At 69.2% G+C, this 19,425-nt stretch carries 17 protein-coding genes and 2 pseudogenes; 12 read left to right on the top strand and 7 right to left on the bottom strand.

What is annotated here, in order from left to right; translation table 11 throughout:
* Positions 1–23: 23 nt before the first annotated feature.
* From OXU32_09860 to OXU32_09835, 6 genes are read right to left on the bottom strand one after another with little or no spacing between them, the layout of a single operon-like run.
* Complete coding sequence (locus OXU32_09860) at positions 24–869, bottom strand: gluconate 2-dehydrogenase subunit 3 family protein (GenBank protein MDE0074252.1); 846 nt, start codon at positions 867–869, stop codon at positions 24–26.
* The gene (locus OXU32_09855) at positions 869–2,587 is read right to left on the bottom strand and encodes a GMC family oxidoreductase (protein MDE0074251.1); all 1,719 of its coding nucleotides are present in this window, start codon (positions 2,585–2,587) and stop codon (positions 869–871) included. The genes OXU32_09860 and OXU32_09855 overlap by 1 nt, the downstream gene beginning before the upstream one ends.
* A gap of 59 nt (positions 2,588–2,646) precedes the next feature.
* Positions 2,647–3,618, bottom strand: coding sequence for a sugar phosphate isomerase/epimerase (locus OXU32_09850; protein ID MDE0074250.1), 972 nt, complete (start codon positions 3,616–3,618; stop codon positions 2,647–2,649).
* Between the two features lie 47 nt (positions 3,619–3,665).
* Complete coding sequence (locus OXU32_09845) at positions 3,666–5,249, bottom strand: M20/M25/M40 family metallo-hydrolase (protein ID MDE0074249.1); 1,584 nt, start codon at positions 5,247–5,249, stop codon at positions 3,666–3,668.
* Positions 5,246–5,977 (bottom strand): DUF1080 domain-containing protein, encoded by a 732-nt coding sequence (locus OXU32_09840; GenBank protein MDE0074248.1) that lies wholly within the window; start codon positions 5,975–5,977, stop codon positions 5,246–5,248. Before OXU32_09840 ends, OXU32_09845 begins: the two co-directional genes overlap by 4 nt.
* Positions 5,974–7,461, bottom strand: coding sequence for a Gfo/Idh/MocA family oxidoreductase (locus tag OXU32_09835; protein ID MDE0074247.1), 1,488 nt, complete (start codon positions 7,459–7,461; stop codon positions 5,974–5,976). The genes OXU32_09840 and OXU32_09835 overlap by 4 nt, the downstream gene beginning before the upstream one ends.
* A gap of 207 nt (positions 7,462–7,668) precedes the next feature.
* Here OXU32_09835 and OXU32_09830 point away from each other — a divergent pair, with 207 nt between their 5' ends.
* From OXU32_09830 to OXU32_09795, 8 genes are all read left to right on the top strand, one after another.
* Positions 7,669–7,833, top strand: coding sequence for a hypothetical protein (locus OXU32_09830; GenBank protein ID MDE0074246.1), 165 nt, complete (start codon positions 7,669–7,671; stop codon positions 7,831–7,833).
* A complete protein-coding gene (locus OXU32_09825) occupies positions 7,830–8,324 on the top strand; it encodes a DUF2203 domain-containing protein (GenBank protein MDE0074245.1) in 495 nt (164 codons plus the stop codon). The genes OXU32_09830 and OXU32_09825 overlap by 4 nt, the downstream gene beginning before the upstream one ends.
* Positions 8,325–8,390: 66 nt before the next feature.
* Positions 8,391–9,782 (top strand): MATE family efflux transporter, encoded by a 1,392-nt coding sequence (locus OXU32_09820; protein ID MDE0074244.1) that lies wholly within the window; start codon positions 8,391–8,393, stop codon positions 9,780–9,782.
* Complete coding sequence (locus OXU32_09815) at positions 9,779–10,381, top strand: LON peptidase substrate-binding domain-containing protein (GenBank protein ID MDE0074243.1); 603 nt, start codon at positions 9,779–9,781, stop codon at positions 10,379–10,381. The genes OXU32_09820 and OXU32_09815 overlap by 4 nt, the downstream gene beginning before the upstream one ends.
* 37 nt (positions 10,382–10,418) lie before the next feature.
* The gene (locus OXU32_09810) at positions 10,419–10,706 is read left to right on the top strand and encodes a ribbon-helix-helix domain-containing protein (GenBank protein ID MDE0074242.1); all 288 of its coding nucleotides are present in this window, start codon (positions 10,419–10,421) and stop codon (positions 10,704–10,706) included.
* On the top strand, positions 10,684–11,109 hold the full coding sequence (locus tag OXU32_09805; protein ID MDE0074241.1) for a PIN domain-containing protein: 426 nt from the start codon (positions 10,684–10,686) through the stop codon (positions 11,107–11,109). The genes OXU32_09810 and OXU32_09805 overlap by 23 nt, the downstream gene beginning before the upstream one ends.
* Positions 11,109–11,804, top strand: coding sequence for a phospholipase (locus OXU32_09800; protein ID MDE0074240.1), 696 nt, complete (start codon positions 11,109–11,111; stop codon positions 11,802–11,804). The genes OXU32_09805 and OXU32_09800 overlap by 1 nt, the downstream gene beginning before the upstream one ends.
* Before the next feature lie 126 nt (positions 11,805–11,930).
* Positions 11,931–13,973: a PQQ-binding-like beta-propeller repeat protein gene (locus OXU32_09795; GenBank protein ID MDE0074239.1), complete on the top strand. Its 2,043-nt coding sequence runs from the start codon at positions 11,931–11,933 to the stop codon at positions 13,971–13,973.
* An 11-nt stretch (positions 13,974–13,984) separates the two neighbouring features.
* Here the strand turns inward: OXU32_09795 and murB are convergent, their stop codons facing one another.
* Positions 13,985–14,923 carry a UDP-N-acetylmuramate dehydrogenase gene (gene murB / locus OXU32_09790; GenBank protein ID MDE0074238.1) on the bottom strand — a complete coding sequence of 313 codons (939 nt, stop codon included), beginning with the start codon at positions 14,921–14,923 and terminating at the stop codon, positions 13,985–13,987.
* Positions 14,924–15,057: 134 nt separating this feature from the next.
* Between murB and OXU32_09785 the strand changes: the two genes are divergently transcribed.
* The 4 genes and pseudogenes from OXU32_09785 (at position 15,058) to OXU32_09770 (ending at position 18,779) form a co-directional block, all read left to right on the top strand.
* Positions 15,058–15,462, top strand: coding sequence for a DUF393 domain-containing protein (locus OXU32_09785; protein ID MDE0074237.1), 405 nt, complete (start codon positions 15,058–15,060; stop codon positions 15,460–15,462).
* Between the two features lie 55 nt (positions 15,463–15,517).
* Positions 15,518–17,494 carry a S9 family peptidase gene (locus OXU32_09780; protein MDE0074236.1) on the top strand — a complete coding sequence of 659 codons (1,977 nt, stop codon included), beginning with the start codon at positions 15,518–15,520 and terminating at the stop codon, positions 17,492–17,494.
* A 439-nt stretch (positions 17,495–17,933) separates the two neighbouring features.
* Positions 17,934–18,332: pseudogene (locus OXU32_09775) on the top strand (carboxypeptidase-like regulatory domain-containing protein).
* Between the two features lie 3 nt (positions 18,333–18,335).
* Positions 18,336–18,779: pseudogene (locus OXU32_09770) on the top strand (TonB-dependent receptor plug domain-containing protein).
* Positions 18,780–19,425: the final 646 nt, after the last annotated feature.

Below are 19,425 nucleotides of genomic sequence, written 5' to 3'. Positions count from 1 at the left end.
GTGATTCAGGTTGAGGGGGCCGGTCAGGCGAGCCCGATGTGGCGGAGCACCTCGGGCGGCGGCGGATCCCATTGGGTAAGGGGGGTATTGCCGATGTACTGGAGGTCGTCCATGCCCTCGGCCGTGGTCCAGAAGGCGGTGAGGGTCAGGTAGCGCACCCGGTCGAAGAAGAGGGAAGCGGCCTCGAACGGCCCGCCTTCCGCCCGTTCGGGATCGCAGATATCGTCGCAGATGGCGCGCTGCTGCGCGGGTGCGAGATCGCGGAAGCGCACGCTTGCGGACGGGGCGCCGTTGCCGAAACGCGTGTGGGCTTCGCGGTCGAGCCACACCAGCCCGCCCCGCATCAGCACGCCGCCCTCCTGGAGGGCCTCGTAGGGCGCGCTCACCCACTCGTCGATGAAGTCGTGGGCGCCGACCTCGCTCGCGGAGGGAGAGCGGTCGTCGGCGGGCAGGATCACGTCGCACAGCGCGGCCAGCGATTCGAGTTCGTCGGACTCCAGTGTCCGCTCCCACGGCACCACGGGGGAGAGCAGGTCGGGATCCCAGAGGTCGCCGCGCGCGTTGGGGTTGGTGACCTGGCCGGGGGGCGCGCCGGCGGGGATGCCGGGAACTCCCGCGGATGCGCCTGCGGCCCCGGCTTCGTCGCCAGCTCCGGGACCGCACGATGCAAGACCGGGCGCGGCGGCGGCCAGCGCCATCACCTTGAGGGCGTGGCGGCGGTCCATTGCGAGGGTGCCGGTGGCCACGGGGCCGTCCTGGCTGTGCTTCGGCGGCGCCGCGGGCGAAGAGGGCTCGGCAGAGTGTGCCGTCCCCGCCATCGGCAGGGTCCGTTCGTGCTGCCCCCCGGGCTTCGTGCGCTCTTCGCTCATCACAGGCTCCGGGTTCGCAACTGTTCCACGATGTAGTCCGACGCGCGCCAGGCCAGCGCCAGGATCGACAGGGTCGGGTTCTTGTCCGCGTTCGACACGAAGCAGCCTCCATCGGTCACGAACAGGTTGTCGACCTCCCACGACCGGCAGAACTGGTTGAGCACCGAGGTGCGCGGGTCGTCGCCCATCATCGCGCCCCCCACTTCGTGGATGATGACGCCGGGGGCGGCGATCGCGCGCGCTCCGTCGTCGTGGACGTCGCTGGTGACCCGGCCGCCCATCGCCTGGATGATGTCGGCGAAGGTGTGCTGCATGTGCCGGGCCTGGTTCAGCTCGTGCGAGGACCACTTCCAGTTGAACCTGAGGGTCGGGATGCCCCATCGGTCCACGCCTTCGGGATCGATCTCGCAGAAGGAATCCTCGTTGGGGATCATCTCGCCGCGCCCGTCGAACCAGAGGAACGAGCCGTAGTAGCGGCGGCACTCGTCCTTCAGCCGCTGGCCGTAGCTGCCCCCGGTGAGCTCCGCGAGTCCGCCCATGAAGCCGAAGCCGGGCATGCGCCGCCCCCCGCCGAACTCGATGTGATACCCGCGCGCGAAATCGAGCTGGCCCCGTGCCTGCTCCTGGTAGAGCCACCAGGGCATGTACAGGTGCATCGCCGAGGCGCCGTCCGCGTTGTGCGGGGGCATGTTCTCAAGGGCGGGAATCTGGCCGCCGACGCCCGCGCCGACGGTGTCCATGATGTACTTGCCGACCAGACCGCTGCCGTTGCCCAGCCCGTCCGGATGAAGCGAGCTCTTCGAGTTGAGGAGGATGCGCGCCGACTCGCAGGCGCTGGCGGCCAGCACCACCACTCGGGCGCCGGCATATTCGTCGAGGCGTGTGTTCCTGTCGATGTAGTGCACCCCGGTCGCCTGCCCGCGCGCGTCGATGGTGACCTCGCGCACCATGGCGTCGGTGATGATGTCCAGGTTGCCGGTAGCCAGGGCGGGGGGCAGCAGCACGGTCGGCGTCTGGAAGTTGGCCTTGATGGAGCAGCCGCGGCCGCAGGGGGTCGCGTAGAAGCACGCGGCGCGCGCCGCCATTGATTCCTCGGTCACCCGCTGCGCCAGCGCGTTGCCGGGCCAGAGCGTGCGCGCGATGCGGGCGGCGTCGAGACGCCGGGTGAGGATCGCGAGGTGCGCGGGAATGACGGGGATGCCCAGGTCACCGCAGTGGTGCCGGGTCAGCAGCTCCTCGGCGCGGGGCGCCGGAGGCGGGAGCAGCACGCCCGGGGAGGAGTTCGGGGTGTTCTCCAGTCCCTCGTTCGAGCCGTAGACGCCGATCAGGGCCTCGGTCTTGTCGTACCAGGGCGCGAGATCGTCGTAGGAGAGCGGCCAGTCGAAGCCCAGCCCGTCGCGGGAGTACGGCTTGAAGTCGTACTCGCCCATGCGCAGCGAGATGCGGCCCCAGTGGTTGGTGCGCCCGCCCAGCATGCGCGCGCGCCACCAGCGGAAGTCGGTACCCTCCGCGCTCGAGTAGGGCTCGCCCGGCACCTCCCAGCCCCCGTCGACGGTCGCGTCGTAGAAGCCGAAGGGCTTGTGGCGGGTGCCGCCCCCGCGCAGGGGCGCATCGCGCGGAAGGTGGAACATGGGGGTCTCGGCGACCGGGTCGTAGTGCCGGCCCGCCTCGAGCATCAGCACCCTGAGCCCGGAGCAGGCGAGCACGTAGGCGGTCATGCCGCCCCCGGCGCCCGAGCCCACCACGATGGCGTCGTAGCCGTCCTGGGTGCGTGGCTTCACGCCGCGTGATCCTCCATGCCCGCGGGCACCATGGCGGCGAGCGCCCGGTAGCTGGCGCGCACGCTCTCGATCGGGTCGCCGGGATGGTCGTGTTCCACGTACTGGTGGAGCAGCCCCAGTTCGCCGGCGCGCGCCAGCACGGGGCGGAAGTCGATCACTCCCGCGCCCACGTCGGCCATCTCGCCCGCGGCGGTACGATCCTTCACGTGGACGCTGGTCACCCGGCCCGGGCGCGCGTTCAGGTCAGCCATGGGGTCGGCGCCGCCGTGCACCGTCCAGAAGATGTCCATCTGCCAGTCGACCAGCTCCGGGTCGGTGCGGTCCAGCAGCAGGTCGATGGGGCGCACCCCGTCCGCGCCCGAGCGCATCTCCCAGTCGTGATTGTGGTAGCCGAAGCGGAGGCCGGCGGCGCGGGCGGCGTCACCCGCCCGGTTGAAATCGTCCGCGACCCGCCGCAGCGCCTCCCCGTCGCGCTCGGCGACCGGGAGGGCCGGCACCACCACCAGGCTCTGGCCGAGTGCGACGGCGGCCTCCAGGGTCGCCTCCCAACTGCCCCGCACCTCCTCCACCGAGTGGTGGCTCGAGGTGGCCGCCAGCCCCACCGCGTCCAGCCGGGCCTTCATCTCCCGCGCAGACATCCCGTAGAGGCCCGCCAGCTCGACTTCCTCGTAGCCGATCGCGGCGATCGCGGCGAGGGTGCCGTCCGGGTCGCTCGTCATCACCGAGCGCACCGTGTATAGCTGCACCCCGATCGCGCTGGGTGCGCGGGACCCACGCCCGTCTCGAAGCTCTTCCCGGACCAACCCTGACGTAACGTAAGGGTTGCTTCGGCCGTCCGAAGGCCAGGCCCGCGTCTCCGCGAGCCCGCCCACAACCACCGCCGCGCCGGGGAGCGCCCCCAGGAAGCTCCGCCGGTCCATGCCGCTGCCCGGGCCCTCCCGGCCATGCCGCTGCGCGGCCGCGCTCATCGGTCCTGAATCCCCGCGCCGATCCCTGCTCCCCGCGCTCGCCCCGCTCACGAGACCCCCCTCGGCATGGTCAGCAGCGCGGCGTAGAGATCGATCGCATACCACAGGTTGGCGATGCGCAGGTTCTCGTCGGGCGCGTGCTGGTTGTTGTCGTGATTGGCGATGGGCACGTTGATGGCGGGCTTGCCCGCGACGTCGGTGAACAGGTAGAGGGGCAGCGTCCCGCCCATCCCCGGAGCCAGCACCAGCGACCCGGGCCCGAAGGCGCGATCCGCGGCGTCGGAAGTCGCCGCGATGATCTCCTGCACGAACGGGTTGGCCATCTCCGTCCGCGATGCCGGCGATCCCCCGCCTCCGGTGACCTTGGCGATGCGCGGGTAGCGCAGCCGGGTCTCCATGTCCGGATCCTCGGACACCACGTGGAAGCCCTGCCCCTCGATGTGGTCCACGATCAGCTGCCGCAGGTGGCCGGCGTCGTTCCCCTGCACCAGCCGGATGCCGAGCGCCGCCACCGCGGTGTTGGGGATGATGTTGCGGGCCAGAGCCCCGGTGTTGCCGCTGGTGATGCCGCGCACGTTCAGCGCCGGCACCAGGAGCCGCTCGGGCAGCGTCTCGGGCTCGCCCTCCGTCCAGACCAGCCCCAGTTCCCGCTTCAGCTCAGCTTCGATATCGGGCATGTTCTCGAGCGCGGCGCGTTCCTCCGAACCGATGGGATCGGTGGTGTCGTACCAGCCCTCGACCAGCACCCGTCCTTCTTCGTCCTTCATCGAAGCCAGCAGGTGCGCCAGGATGTTGCCGGTGTCCGGGGCCCAGTTGCCGTAGTGCCCGGAATGCAGGTTGCGGCTGGCGCCGTATACCGTGACCTCCATTCCCATGGCCCCGCGCACCCCGAAGGTCAGCTGCGGGCGTCCGCTCTGGTGCACCGGCCCGTCGAAGAAGAGCCAGATGTCCACCTCGTCCAGCGCCTCGGCCCGCATCTCCATGTACCGCCCCAGGTTGCGCGAACCCACCTCCTCCTCGCCGTCGAAGAGGAAGACGAGGTTGGAGGTGGGCGAGATGCCCGCTTCGCGAAAGGCATGCAGGACGGGGAGCACCGCGGCGATGGGCGCCTTGTCGTCCCCTGCCGAGCGCGCGTAGATGCGCCACTCCGGGTCTACCGCGTCACCGGCTGCGGGGAAGGGGATGGGTGCGCCTCCGGCCTCCATCGACGCGGAGTAGAGCGTCGGCTCGAAGGGGGGATGAGTCCAGTTCGACGGGTCGACGGGCTGGCCGTCGTAGTGCACGTAGATGCCGAGGGTGCGAGTCGCGCCGGGGACCATGAGCCGACCGTAGACGGCGGGCGCCACGCCGTCGATGGAGAGCAGCTCGGACTCGGCCCCGGCCTCGCGCAGCAGGTCGCGGATGTAGATGGCGGCGCGGGTCACGTCCTCGATGTCGCGCGCGCGGTTCGGGTAGGTCAGCAGCTCGCGGAAGTCGTCGAGCAGCTCGGCCTCGCGAGCCTGCCGCCAGGCGCGCGCCACGTCGGTGCCGGACTGCGCTTGCGACGGAGCCGCACTCAGCGAAACCGCCGCCAGCAGCGCCGCCGCTCCAGCCCCGGATGCCCATCCACGCGGCCGAATCCCGGCCATCATCGAATCTCCCGCAGCTTGATGTTGCGGAACCAGACCCGGTTCCCGTGATCCTGAAGGCCGATGTGCCCCCGGGCCGCCTGCCCGTATTCCGGCCACTCGACGAACTTGCTCGCGGCCACCTTCGCCTTCCAGTCGTCGCTGCCCAGCTCGTATTCCACCACCTTCTCGCCGTTGAGCCAGTGTTCGACGTGGTCTCCCCGCGCCAGAATCCGGACCTGGTTCCACTCCTCCGCCGGACGCACGATCCCCCGAGGAACACCGTGCAGAGCATAGTTGGCGCCCGCGCTGGTGAGCGGGCTGCGCCCGTCGGCGTGCCCCGCGTCGTCCAGCACCTGCAGCTCCGGCGCGCTGTGGAAGATCTCCTCGGCCCCCGCCGCCGCGCGGTAGAAGACGCCCGAGTTGCCGCCGGGCTCGACCTTCCACTCGAGCGCCAGCTCGAAGTCCTCGAAGATGTCGTCGGTGATGATGGAGCGTCCTCCGCGCACGTGCGCCAGCGCGCCGTCCTCCACGACCCAGCCCCCCGTCATGGGCTCGCCGTCGTAGCGCCGCCAGCCATCGAGCGAACGCCCGTCGAAGAGCAGGCGCCACCCCGCCTCCCGTTCGGCTGCGGTGAGCGTGTTGTGCTCCTGCGCGCCGGAGAACCCGGGAGACACGGCGAGGCCCAGGAGGACCGCGCACAGGGAGGGGCGAAGCACCGCCCCACGCCATATTCTTGCCAAGGTTCTCATATGCTCCATCCCTCCCGATACTCGCGCACCAGGTACTCGTTGGCCTTCTCGTGGTTGGTGACGCGCATGTTGGCCGCGTCGTATTCGATGCGCTCGCCCTGGCCCGCACGCAGCGCGACCAGCCCCAACAGCATCGTCTCGGTCAACGGCGCCGCGTACGAGAACGGGGAAACGGCCTCGCCGATTCCCTTGCAGGCGTTGGCCCAGTTCATCTCGTGGGTGCCCTCGACGCGCGCGTAGGTCGGCGGCACCGCGTCCGCTTCCTCCTGCAGCTCCGTGGGATAGACCCTGGGGTTGCGGCCGTAGGTCTCGTGCAGCAGCAGCCCGCGCTCGCCCACGAAAAGCACGCCGCCGCCGCGGTCGAGCGGCACGTCGTCCGGCAGCCACGGATGGCGCCTGGGCATCAGCCCGCCGTCGTACCAGTGCATGTCGACGGGGGGCAGGACGCCGCGACGGCCGAACTCGAAGTGCACCTTGGTGGCGACCGGATACGAGACCGGGTCGTCGGCGGGACCGCCCCAGGGGGTCGAGGTCGCCTCGATGGCGTGGGGAAGCCCGAGGTCGAGCGCCCAGAACGGATGGTCGATCAGATGCGCTCCCATGTCGCCCAGCGCCCCCACCCCGAAGTCGACCCATCCGCGCCAGTGGAAGGGGTGGTACATCGGGTGGTACGCGACCTCGCGCGCGATCGGCCCCAGATACAGGTCCCAGTGGAGGTGCGCGGGCACCCTGAAGTCGGCCCACAGCCCCGCCGCGACCGCTTCCTGCGCCGAGCCGGGCCACCACGAGCGGCCGGGGTCGGCAATGCTGGCGTCGTCCGGCAACGCCGCCGGGCGCGGGAGCCCCTGCATCCAGATGGGGCGGTTGGTCCACACATGGACCTCGCGCACCACGCCGATGACTCCGGCCTGCACCCACTCGTTGATCAGGCGCGCCTCGTCGTTCGAGTGGCCCTGGTTGCCCATCTGGGTGACCACCCCGGTCGACTCCGCCAGCCGGCCGAGCTCGCGCGCCTCGTGCACCGACCAGGTCAGGGGCTTCTGCACATAGACGTGCTTGCCCGCCCGCATGGCGGCCCCGGCGATGACCGCGTGGGTGTGGTCGGGGGTCGCGACCAGCACCGCGTCGACCTCCTCCTGCTGCTCCAGCATGACGCGGAAGTCGGTGTACTTGCGCGCGGCGGCGTACTGCTCTTTCCAGCGCACGCCGGGTTCGCGCGGGTTCCCGTCGCGGTCGACCGAGCGCTCCTCGACCTTGTTCTCCACCAGCCGATGATCGACGTCGCACACTGCGACGATGCGCTCGCTGCCGAGCTCCTGGGCGTTCTCGGCGCCCATTCCGCCCGCGCCCACGATGGCGATCGCCAGAGTGTCGCTGGGCGCCTGGTATCCGGGGCCGCCCAGCACGTGGCGGGGCACCACCGTCGCGCCCATCGCCAGAGCGGCGCTCCCGGATACGAATTCCCTGCGCGTGATGTCGGTCATCGGGCCGCCTGTCGTCGCTGGGGTCTCAAATGTGGTCGAAGTATCGGAGTCGAACGCCGTCGCTCCGGCAAGATCGCGCAGCGGTCGCCGATCCGCCAACCCGACTGCCGGTGCGCCGCTTAGGCTGTCGGCGCCGGGACGATGTCCGGCTTGCCAATCCGGCGCTTCTCCCCGAGGATTCGCGGCAACACCCACGGGAGCCGACGCATGAGCAGCCAGCCATCCGCAAAGGACTACCGGCGCATCGCGCGCGAGATCGCCAGCGACGCCAGCCCTGTCGGGATCGATGCGAAGAAGACGCACGTGATGATCCTCTACAAGCTGGAGGAGATCGAGCGGCGACTCGCGGCTCTGGAGGCGCGCGCCAGGTGAAGTTCCCGCGCAAGGCCTTCACCCTGGCCGAGGCCAACGCCCTCCTGCCCGCACTCGAGACCGTCCTGGCCGACCTCGCCCGTGCGCGCCAGGACCTGGAGCGCCACGTCGAGCAGCTCAAGATCCTCGAGGCTCTCTGGGGACGTCTAGTCATGGCGCCGACCAACCCGGATCACGCCGAGTTCCTCAAGCATCGCGAAGGCGTGGGACAGGCGGGTGCGCGCATCCGGCGCTGCGTTGAGGAGGAGATCCTGGGGAGAGGCATCCGGTTTCCGTCGGGAGGGCTGGAGCACGGCCTGCTCGACTTTCCGACCACGTTCGAGGGGCGGTGGGTCTATCTGTGCTGGCGCCGCGGAGAGCCGCGCATCTCGCAGTGGCACGAAGTGGACGCAGGATTCTCCGGACGCCGCCCGATCCGCCCCGCGGAAGCCGCGCGCATGGGTATCGAGGACGATCCCGGCGACGTCGATGACTCGATGCTGGATTTCTGAGGGGCCGCTCCCGGTAGCCTCGCCCCGCATTCCACACCCGCCGCCGCGCGGATCCCGGGACTCCTCATGGACCTGATGCCCCGCCGGGCCCAGCTGGCCAGCATGATGCGGCTCTCGCTGCCCATCGTGACGGTGCAGGTGGGGATGATGTTCATGGGCGTGGTGGACACGATGATGGTCGGCCGGCTGTCCGCCATCGATCTCGCCGCCGTAGCCCTCGGCAACGCCTACTTCTACACGATCGCCGTCTTCGGAATCGGCATGCTGATGGCCCTCGATCCGATCGTCGCCCAGGCGGTCGGGGCGGAGGACGCCGAGGGAATCGCGCGCGGCATGCAGCGCGGGTTTGTGCTCACCCTGTTCCTCGCCCTGGCGGCGTCTGTGCTCTTTCTTCCTTCCCGGGCCGTTTTCGTGTTGCTGAGACAGCCTGCGGACGTGGTTCCGGTTGCGGCGGGCTACATTTTCGGGTCCATCCCCGGGATGTTCCCCTTCTACGCGTTCGTGGTCTTGCGCCAGAGCCTCCAAGCCCTGGGGCGCGTCTCACCGATCGTGCTGACCATCGTGGCCGCCAACCTCCTCAACGTCTTTCTCAACTGGGTGCTCATCTTCGGGAATCTGGGCTTTCCGCAGATGGGCGCCGTGGGCTCGGCCTGGGGCTCGAGCGTGGCCCGCTGGTTCATGGCCGCGCTGCTGCTCGCCCTCTCGTGGTCCGCAGTGAGGCCGTTCCTGTCCAGGGTGCGGCGCGAGGCCTTCGATGTGCTTGCACTCGGGCGCATGGCGTGGCTGGGAACTCCCCTCGCCTTCCAGCAGCAGCTCGAGTTCGGGGCCTTCGCCATCATCGGGGTGATGATGGGCTGGTTCGGCACCATCGCCATGGCGGGACACCAGGTGGCGATCAACCTTGCGGCGCTCGCCTTCATGGTCGCCTTGGGGATCGCGGGCGCCTCGGCGGTGCTGGTGGGCCGGGCGGTCGGCCGGCAGGACATGGTGGAGGCGCGCCGGGCCGCCGGGGCGGGGACGCTTCTGGGCGGGTCGTTCATGGTCGCGACGGCGAGCGTGTTTCTGTGGGCGCCCGGATTCCTGGCAGGCATCTACACATCGGATGGCGAGGTCCTCGCGGTCGCGGTGGTTCTGCTGCCTATCGCCGGAATCTTCCTGGTTGCAGACGGCCTGCAGGCGGTGGCGGCGGGGGTGCTGCGTGGCGCGGGCGACACCCGCTCCCCTTTCCTTTTCAATGCGCTGGGCTTCTGGGGGCTCGGGATTCCGGTCAGCGTGGTACTGGCTTTTCCTCTCGGAATGGGGGGGGAGGGCCTGTGGTGGGGCCTGGCAGTCGGGCTGGGGGCGGTCGCGGTTCTCCTCTTCGCGCGCGTCCGCCGCCTGCTCGCGCACGACATCAGCCGCGTGGTCATCGACGATCCGGCCGCCTCCCGCGCGGCCGGGCGGAGACGGGTGGCGTGAGGCGCCTGCCCCTCTTCCCGCTCGACGTCGTCCTCTTCCCCGGAGAGCTGCTCCCCCTCCACATCTTCGAGCCCCGCTACCGCCGCATGGTGGCGCGCTGCCTCGAGACCGACCATCGCTTCGGGCTCATCTATCACGACTCCGACCGCCTCGGCCCCTTTCTCATGGAGGAGGGGCGCGTGGGCGCGCTGGCGGCAATAGAACGGCATCACGGGCTCGAGGACGGCCGCTCCGTCATCCTGGTGAAGGGCATGGGCCGGTTCGCGATTCACGATGGGCTCGAGTCCGGCGAGCCGTACTACGAGGCCGTCGTCGCGGAGTACGACGACGAGCCCGGCCCGCGAAAGCTGACGGCGCGGCGACAGGCATCCATCGATCTCTTCCGCGCCGCCGTCTCCGCCCGGCAGCGCCGGTCCTCCGCGTCTCCGGATTTCGATGCGAACAACGAAGTGTCGTTTCGGTTGGCCGTGTTCGTGCAGGTGGACCCCGAGTGGCGGCAGGATCTCCTGGAGATGCGCAAAGAGGAAGCCCGCCTGGGGCGACTCGACGAGATCTTCGAGCAGGTGATCGCGCGCAGCGCGCCGGAGGCGGAGGAATGATGATGAGCGGCACTGACGAGGTATTGCGATTTGCAGCATGTCGTATTACGATCTCGGCATGAGCGCCCTCTCCGTCAAGCTGCCCCACGACCTGTACGCGTCGCTCTCCAGTGAGGCGCGACGTCGCAACCTGACCCGCTCTGCGCTGGTGCGCGAAATCCTCGCCGACGCTCTGGCTCGGGATGCGGAGGGACAGCCGCCCAGCTGTGCCGAGCTCGCCGGCGATCTCGTCGGGGCGTTCCGAAGCGGCCGTAACGACCTGGCGACCAACAAGGAGTTGCTGCGGGAGGCGACGCTCGCGGATGCGGCCGGCCGTAATCGTTGACACCGGGCCCATCGTGGCTCTGCTCGACGCCGACGAAACACATCACCGGTGGGCGCGCGAGCAGTTCGAGTCGCTCGCGCCTCCGTTGCTCACGTCCGAGTCGGTGTTGTCCGAGGCGTGCTTCCTGCTCCGGCGCATTGGCGTTGATGCAGGCCTGCCCATTGCGCTTCTCCGTCGCGGCGTATTGAGGGTGGTCGACGTTCTCGGAACGGCGGACGATGCCGACGCCGTGACCGCGCTGATGCGTCGGTACGCCAACGTGCCGATGTCTCTTGCCGACGCGTGCCTCGTGCGCATCCTCGAGCGGACCGAAAACGGTTCCATCATGACGCTGGATTCCGACTTCCACGTCTACCGCCAAGCTCGGCGAAGGACCATTCGGGTGCTGTTTCCAGAGACCTGATGACCGACACCTCCATCCTGCCGCACCACATCCGGGTCACGCGCACGGCCCGCTACTACACGCTAGGAGGCCGGGGCGACCGGGTCGACGAGGTGTGGTTCGCGTTTCACGGCTACCGGCAGGCGGCCCGCCGCTTCGCGCGGCGCTTCGAGGTGCTGGATGCTCCAGGGCGCATCGTTGTGGTGCCCGAAGGGCTGTCGCGCTTCTACGTGGATCCGAGTCCGGGGAGGCACGGGCCGGAGCACCGCGTGGGGGCGAGCTGGATGACGCGCGAGGACCGGGACAACGAGATCGCGGACTACGTGGCGTACCTGGATGCGCTCGCGGGCGAGGTGGGCGCCACGGCCGCCTCGGCGGCCCGCCGCAGGGTCGTGCTCGGCTTCTCGCAGGGGGCGCACACTGCGTCCCGATGGGTGGTGCTGGGGCACAGGAACGTGCACGAGCTGGTGCTCTGGGGCGCCGGCCTCGCCACCGACCTGACCCGGGATGCCCTGGCGGCCGGGCTGGAGGCCGTGCAGGTCACGTTCGTGCGGGGCGCGCGCGACCAGTTCCGTGACAGACGGGAGGAGGAGGCTCAGGAAGCGATATTGAAGGAGCTGGGTGTGTCCTTCCGCGTGCTGGTTCATCCGGGCGAGCACGAGATCGCGCCCGAGCCGCTTCTGGCTGTCGCCGAAGCTGAAGTGCTCGAAGGCTGATTCCGGCTCCTCACGGGAGACGCCGCTGGTCCTGCAGCTCCGGTCCCCACCGGGTGCCTCGCATCCCTCCGCGCATTACGTTCAGCCCGGCAGCCGGAAGTCAGCGCACCGGATACGGAGGCCTCCATGCGCACGAGTCGAACGAAGAGCACGGGAACAGACCTGCACCGCAACGGGATGGCGCTCGCAGCCTGCTTCGTCACGACGGCCTCTTTCCTGGCTTCTTCTTGCACGGACGCCGATCTCGGAGGGAATGACGGTTCCGGAGAGAATCCCGACCGCGATCCTCCACCCAGCGCCGAGTGGACCTACTACGGCGGCCAGAACTCCTTCAACCGCTACTCGCCGCTCACTCAGATCAGCGCGGAGAACGTCGCGTCGCTCGAAGTCGCATGGCAACGCCCCGGCGTCGATGCGAGCCTGCAGGAAGAGTTCCCCGAGCTCGCGTTCAACAACTACCTGCGCGGGACCCCGATTCTGGTCGACGGGACGCTGTACGCGCCCAATGCGGTGGGTCTCGTGGAGGCCTTCGACCCCGGGACGGGGAAGACCCGCTGGGTCCAGCAAGCCGCCTCGTTGGAGGAGGCGCGCGGACGCAGCTTCCGTGGCGTCGCCTATTGGAGCGGAGACGGTGCCGAGGACCTCGCCTCCGACAACGGCAACGCCGGCGGGCGCATCATCTCCGTGCGCGGATCCTGGCTGCACGCGCTCGACGCCGGGACCGGGAAGCCCGTGGCGTCGTTCGGCGACGGCGGCAGCGTGAACCTCGTGCCCGAGGGCCGCGACCGGTTCAGCTGGAGTTCGGGACCCATCGTCGTCGGCGACATCATCGTCATCGCGGGCACCGTCGACGGCGCCGGGGACTCGGGCACGGAGTGGCGCGACAGCGAGCCCGAGGACATCCGCGGATACGATGCCCGCACGGGCGAGCTTGCGTGGACCTTCCACGTCATCCCCCAGGAGGGAGAATTCGGCGCGGACACCTGGGGCGACGGCTCGCGCGAGCTGTCCGGAGACGTGGGCTCGTGGTGCTGCCTGAGCGCCGACGACGAACTGGGCATCGTCTACGTTCCTCTCGGCGCCCCGACCTCCGCCTACTACGGGGGGCACCGGCCCGGCGACAATCTCTTCTCGAACAGCCTCGTGGCGCTCGACGCCGCGACGGGCGAGCGCCTCTGGCACTTCCAGATGGTGCACCACGACATCTGGGAGTACGATACCCTCGGCCCGCCCGTCCTGGGACGGATCAACGTGGACGGGCGAGCGATCGATGCGGTGATGCAGGCGAGCAAGACCGGCTTCCTCTTCACCTTCGACCGCCGCACGGGTGAACCGGTGTGGTCCATCGAAGAGAGGGAAGTGCCACAGTCGAAGGTCCCCGGCGAGGCGACCTCCCCGACCCAGCCCTTCCCGAGCAAGCCGCCGCCGTTCGACCGGCAGGGCGTCTCCGGGAAGGACCTGATCGACTTCACCCCCGAGATCCACAGGCGGGCTCTCGCGCTGGCGGATTCACTGGTGCTGGGCCCGCTCTTCACACCGCCGATGGAAGAAGGCTCGATCGAAGGGAAGATCGGCACCTACGTCGTCCCGGGAGCGTGGGGCGCGGGCAACTGGCACACCGGCGCGTTCGATCCGGAGACGGGCACCTACTACGCCGTCTCCCTCACGCTGCCTAACGTCTGGCGCCTGTCCAGGACGGATGAACCGGGCGAGATGGAGTTCGGCACGCAGGGAGGGTGGCCGAGCGCCGAGATCGACGGCCTGCCCATCGTCAAGCCGCCGTGGGGACGGATCACGGCCATCGACATGAACCGGGGCGAGCACCTCTGGATGGCACCCAACGGCGACGCCCCCAACGATCATCCCCTGCTCGAGGGCCTGGATCTGCCGCCGCTCGGGAACGCGAACCGGCCGGCGCCGCTGCTCACGGCCACGCTGCTCTTCATCGGGGAGGGAAGCGACGCCGTCATCGGCACCCCCGATACTCACTGGGGAACCGAGTTCCGGGCCTACGACAAGGCGACGGGCAAGGTCGTGTGGGAGATGGACCTCCCGTCGGGCACCACCGGCGGCCCCATGACCTACATGCACGAGGGCAGGCAGTACATCGTGGTCGCCGTCGGCGGCAGCGAGAGCCCCGCGGAGTACGTAGCGCTGGCCCTGCCGTAGGCAAGAAGCGCTCAGAACTCTCCCACGAACACGATCTCCGGGACGAGTTCGTAACCGGTCTCGCGCGCAACCGTCTCCTGCGACAGGTTGATGAGCGCACGCACTTCGGCGGACGACGCCCCACCCAGGTTCACGATGATGTTCGCGTGCCGGTGGAAGATCTGGGCGTTGCCGTGGGAGTGACCCTTGAGCCCGCACTCGTCGATGAGCCGGCCCGCGCCGATGCCCTCGATCTTCTGGAAGATCGACCCCGCGCACGGATACAGCCACAGGTCGGGATGGCGGTCGTCGCGCCAGCGCAGGTTCTCGCGGATCACCCGCCGCAACTCGCGCGCGGGAGTGGGTTCGAGGCGGAAGGTGGCGGTGAGGACAACGTCGTCGCGCTCGTGCAGGATGCTGTAGTCGTAGCCGAACCGGAAGTAGTCCAGATCGACGCACCTGCGCTCTCCCTCCTCGGTGAGAATCTCCGCGGATTCCACCACCTCCTCGAGAAAGACCGTCCGATCCCGCTCCGGGGCGAGGAAGTGCAGGTTCTGCCACATGGCCCCGCCGATGGTGCTCGGGATGCCGACGAAGTGGTGGAGTCCCCCGAGTCCGCGCCGCACCGTAGCGTGAATGAGGTCGGGGAAGCTGTCCACGCCGGCGCCGGCGCGCACGCGCACGTCATCGAGAAAATCGATTCCGCCCACGTCCGAGCGGATCACCAGGCCGCGGAAGCCGCCGTCCCCGACGAGAATGTTCGCGCCCCGGCCCAGCAGGAAGTGCGGGATGCCGAGTTCCCGTACCGCCATGATGGCGTCCGCCAACTCGTCGGCAGTGCGCGCCCGCACGAACAGGTCCGCCGGTCCGCCGATCTTGAACGTCGTCATGGGGCCGAGCGGCACGTCGCGCTCGATCCGGCCCGGCCCGAGGCGCCGTTCGAGTTCGCGACAGAATTCCGCCGTATCCACGCTTCTCCAGGGGGACGAGAGGGACGCGTTCCGGCGCAAAGATAGCGAATCGGGCCGGGCGGTTGCCGTTTCTGTCACTGTTTCGCCCGTTACGGGTAGTCTCCGCAGAACTCCTACCCGCAAACCCGAGGCATATGATCCCGCGCACGTCCGCCGGCTACACCGTCATCTACGATGGCGACTGTGCCGTCTGCCTGCGCTTCATCGACTACCTGCGGCGCCGCGATCCGGCGGGAACGATCGAGATCGTCGCGTATCAGGAAGACGGCGTACCGGCCCGCTTCCCGTGGATCGACCCGGCCCGCTTCGAGGACGCGTTGCAGCTAGTGGCGCCGGGCTCGGCTCCCCGCGACACCTGGGAGGGCGCACGGGCCATCGAGGAGCTGCTGCGGGTACTCCCAAGCGGTCCAAGGCTGAGCTGGGTTTTCCGCCTCCCCCTCGCACGCCCCCTCTTCGCCTGGGGCTACCGCAACTTCGCCCGCAACCGCCGCCGCTTCGGCTGCGGGAAGCACTGTTCGCTGGAGACTGCCCGCGACTGAGATCACGAACGCCCGCGCTCGCCCGACTACAACCTTGCCGTTCCGGAGTACCGCCATGCGACGACCCGCCGAGAACATGCTGAGAATCGTCCCGCTCCTGCTATGCCTCGTCCTGACATCTTCGACGCGGCTGGCGCCGTTGCCGGCCCAGGTCGCGACCGGCCCGCTTCCGGTGGAGACCCTCCTGTCCCTCTCGTCCACGGTAGGCGGCGAGACCCCGCGCTGGGCCCCCGCCGGCGACTGGATCCTCCTGGGTGGCTCGAACTTGCGCCTGATTCGTCCCGAAGGCGGCGCCATCAGCGAACTTCCGGTCTCAACGGGGGGCAGCGGTCACTTTCTGGCCTCCGCGGAGCCACGCTGGTCGCCGGACGGCCAATGGATCTCCTACGTGTCGGACAGGAGCGGCACACCGGAGATCTGGCTCTGGTCCCCGCGGGACGGCGAAGAGATGCGCATCACGGGCAACGGCGGCCGGCTGATCAAGGGCTATTCCTGGTCGCCGGACGGAAGTCGGATCGCATTTGCCGGAAACCGCCACGGACAATATGACGTGTGGACGGTGGTAGTCGCCTCCGGCGAGGCGCGGCGACTGACGGATGGCCCCGAACTGGAGGTCTACCCGACCTGGAGCCCCGATTCGCGCTTTGTCCTCTTCGTGAGACTCGATGACCAGTGGATGGACCACACCATCGTCGAGGTTCCTGCCGACGGAGGTGAGGAAAGGGTGATCGTCGAGGACAAGGACTTCTTCGACTACGGGGAAGGAGGGACGTTCGGCTATCCGCTGATCTCGCCGGATGGATCCACGGTGGTGTTCCCGTCCTACCGCTCCGGATGGATCAACTACTGGAGCGTCCCCCGCTCGGGAGGCGAAGCCCGGCCGTTCGCTGCGGCCGAAGGTGACCAGACTGACGGCGTTTGGTCGCCGGACGGCGGCTCGTTCGCGTACGTCGAGAACCACGGCGGCACCTATCAGCTCCGGACCGTGGCCGTGCATGGCGGTGAGTCCCGCGTCGTCGCCCGTCCCGTATCCGGAGTCATCGGCTCGCCCCAGTGGTCGCCGGACGGCAACCACATCTCCTACACGCTCGAGACGCCGACCCGCCCCGGCGATCTGGTCGTGCACGCGCTCGATTCGGGGAAGGAATCCTGGCTGACCGATTCGATGCCGGTCGAGGGGATCGAGAGCCGGCTGGTCATGCCCACGAAGGTCGAGTTCCAGAGCGGGGACGGGCTCATCATCCCCTCCTATCTCTACCGGCCACCCGAGGGGTCTGGCGATGACGGGGGCCGCCATCCCGCGATCGTGTGGACCCACGGCGGACCCACGTCCCAGTGGGAGGACAGCTTCGAGCGCTCGATCCAGTACTTTGCGCAGCGCGGATACGTCGTCCTGCTCCCCAACGTGCGGGGCAGCTCCGGCTACGGACGCGACTTCGAGGAGGCCAACGACGGCTGCTGGGGGAAGTGCGATTTCTCGGATGCGGTGGCGGCCGCCGAGTATCTCCGAACCCTGCCCTACGTCCACCCGGAGCGCATCGGCACGACGGGCACCAGCTACGGCGGCTTCATGTCGTGCGCAGCGGTGAGCTTCGGCGGCGAGATCTTCCAGGCCGTGATCGCGGCGTCCGGCTACTGCGACCGCGTCACCTTCTTCGAGGACGGCGAGTTCCGCCACCTGCAGCAGCTGCGCAAGGAGATGGGGCGGCTCGACGAGCACCGGGACCGCTATCTGGCGAACTCCCCCTACTACCACATCGCCGATGCCCAGGTACCCGTCTTCGTGCTCCACGGCGAGGGACGCTACCCCGGCTCACCCCAGATGACCGAGTTCTTCCGCGAACTGCAGCGCCTCTACAAGCCAGCCCGCTACAAGGCCTATCCCGGCGAGAACTTCTACGTCCGGGGCTTCGACAACACGAGGCAGATGCTCGCCGACATGCAGGCTTTCTTCGACTTCTACCTGCTCGGGAACGACACCGAGCTGCCCGGCGTCGGCTACCTGGAGGAGCTGGAAGGGGTGAGCTACTGAGGGGGCCGCGCGGCGGCTCGCTTAGGGCCACGTCCCTGATGGCGTCCGGACCCGCCCCGCCGTAGCTTGAACGGACGTTTGTACCGGGATTCGGGGAGATGGGTATGCTGTACCGGGCGACCCCCGTCCGCACCGTCGCTCGCGGCGGTGAGGGGGCCCAACGCTGGCATTTCAGGGGCTTCCTGCGGCCTCACGCCCGGGGCCTGAAGCGGACAAGTACTCGTTCGTCCGCATCCGCCATCCTCCTCGCGGCCCGGATTCGCTTCCCTCCCGTGCGGCGGAATCCCGTCGCCCCGCCCGCCCGGGCGACGCCCCTTTCCTGACCACCCCGACCAAGGAGGGCACTGACGCACCATCCGTCGATCAGGTCCGGCCCCACCCGGCCTGCGTCCCCCACCCCAACTGCTTCTGTCCGTTTTCTCACCACCCGGGGGGATCCATGACGAAACGATGGTCCACTGACTCGAACACCCAACCGTCGCGCGGGCGGCGACACCGCGCCGCCGGTCCCGTTCACTTCACCCTTCTTCTCGCGGCCGCGGCGCTCGCCCTGGCAGCCCCCGCAACCGCCCAGGAACCCGGCAATATCACCGGTCAGGTCACCGACGCGACCGCCGGCACCCCGCTCGGCGAGGTCCAGGTCTACCTGGCCGGCGCCGGTCTCGGCACTCTCTCCCGCCAGGACGGCCGCTACCTGCTCGTCAACGTGCCGGCGGGCACCTACGAGATGCGCGCCGAGCGCATCGGCATGAGCACCGTGAGTACCCAGGTCACCGTGACCGCGGGCGAGACCGTGGTGCAGGACTTCACACTCTCCTCCGAAGCCCTCGGCCTCGACGAGATCATCGTCACCGGCACCGCCGGAGGTCAGCAGCGCCGGGCGGTCGCCAACGTCGTCGGCACCCTCGAGGTCTCCGCGCAGATCGAGGAGATCGCGCCCGCCAGCTTCCAGCAACTGCTGGCCGGGCAGGTGGCAGGGGTCGGGGTGCAGATCGGCGGGGGCAACGTCGGCACCGGCGGCAACGTCCTCATCCGCGGCATCGGCACCCTCACGCAGGGATCGAGCACGAGGCAGGCCAACACCGGGCCACTGGTCTACGTCGACGGGGTCCGCATCAACGCCGACAACCGCGCCGGGCCTTCAAGCGGTGCGGGCACCTCGCGCCTGAACGACATCAACCCCGAGGAGATCGAGCGCATCGAGGTCATCAAGGGCCCGGCCGCGGCGACGCTGTACGGGACCGAGGCGTCCAACGGCGTCATCCAGATCATCACCCGCAAGGGCCAGACCGGCCGGCCCGTCGTCAGCCTTACCGTCCGCCAGGGCGGCAACTGGTTCAATAATCCGGACGGGCGCATCCCCACCAACTACGGCCTGGTCGGCGGGCGGATCATCAGCCAGGACCTGTACGCCGAGGAGGTCGCCGCCGGCCGGCAGATGTTCCGCACCGGACACCTCCAGAACTACGACCTGAGCGTCTCGGGCGGCACCAACGACCTCACCTACTTCCTGTCGGTGGGTCACGACAACGAGCAGGGCTACATGCTCAACAACCAGATCGAGAAGACCTCGGTCCGCACCAACCTCGGGCTCGCGGTCTCCGAGGACTTCGACCTCGCCGCGGATCTGGGGGTCATCAGCAGCGACGGCAGGTTCGCCCCGGACGGCCAGGGCGGCATCTACGGCATGTTCGCCATGTTCCTGTGGGGCACCCCGGCATCGCGCGAAACCGGCTCGCGCGGCTTCATGGTCGGCCCGCCCGAGGCCCAGAACGACATCGACTTTGCCGAGGAGCTGAACCGCGGCACGGCGTCCATCACCGCGACCCACCGCCCGTTCAACTGGCTCACCCACAGGCTGGTGGCCGGCCTGGACTTCACCGACGCCAAGGTCTCGCGCTTCTGGCCCCGCGTACCATCGGGGGGATTCC

It is taken from the genome of Gammaproteobacteria bacterium, from assembly GCA_028819075.1.
Taxonomy (GTDB): Bacteria; Gemmatimonadota; Gemmatimonadetes; order Longimicrobiales; family Gaopeijiaceae; genus BD2-11.
Note: the sequence above shows the minus strand (reverse complement) of the source record. Positions and strands in the feature narration are given on the sequence as shown.

Bases quoted from the DNA above. Each gene is read 5' to 3' on its own strand.
- OXU32_09780 (MDE0074236.1), top strand. From the start codon at position 15,518: ATGCGACGACCCGCCGAGAACATGCTGAGAATCGTCCCGCTCCTGCTA.
- OXU32_09785 (MDE0074237.1), top strand. From the start codon at position 15,058: ATGATCCCGCGCACGTCCGCCGGCTACACCGTCATCTACGATGGCGAC.
- OXU32_09850 (MDE0074250.1), bottom strand. From the start codon at position 3,618: ATGAGCGCGGCCGCGCAGCGGCATGGCCGGGAGGGCCCGGGCAGCGGC.
- OXU32_09835 (MDE0074247.1), bottom strand. From the start codon at position 7,461: ATGACCGACATCACGCGCAGGGAATTCGTATCCGGGAGCGCCGCTCTG.
- OXU32_09840 (MDE0074248.1), bottom strand. From the start codon at position 5,977: ATGAGAACCTTGGCAAGAATATGGCGTGGGGCGGTGCTTCGCCCCTCC.
- OXU32_09800 (MDE0074240.1), top strand. From the start codon at position 11,109: ATGACCGACACCTCCATCCTGCCGCACCACATCCGGGTCACGCGCACG.
- OXU32_09810 (MDE0074242.1), top strand. From the start codon at position 10,419: ATGTCGTATTACGATCTCGGCATGAGCGCCCTCTCCGTCAAGCTGCCC.
- OXU32_09845 (MDE0074249.1), bottom strand. From the start codon at position 5,249: ATGATGGCCGGGATTCGGCCGCGTGGATGGGCATCCGGGGCTGGAGCG.
- OXU32_09820 (MDE0074244.1), top strand. From the start codon at position 8,391: ATGGACCTGATGCCCCGCCGGGCCCAGCTGGCCAGCATGATGCGGCTC.
- OXU32_09805 (MDE0074241.1), top strand. From the start codon at position 10,684: ATGCGGCCGGCCGTAATCGTTGACACCGGGCCCATCGTGGCTCTGCTC.
- OXU32_09860 (MDE0074252.1), bottom strand. From the start codon at position 869: ATGAGCGAAGAGCGCACGAAGCCCGGGGGGCAGCACGAACGGACCCTG.
- OXU32_09795 (MDE0074239.1), top strand. From the start codon at position 11,931: ATGCGCACGAGTCGAACGAAGAGCACGGGAACAGACCTGCACCGCAAC.
- OXU32_09855 (MDE0074251.1), bottom strand. From the start codon at position 2,587: ATGACCGCCTACGTGCTCGCCTGCTCCGGGCTCAGGGTGCTGATGCTC.
- OXU32_09830 (MDE0074246.1), top strand. From the start codon at position 7,669: ATGAGCAGCCAGCCATCCGCAAAGGACTACCGGCGCATCGCGCGCGAG.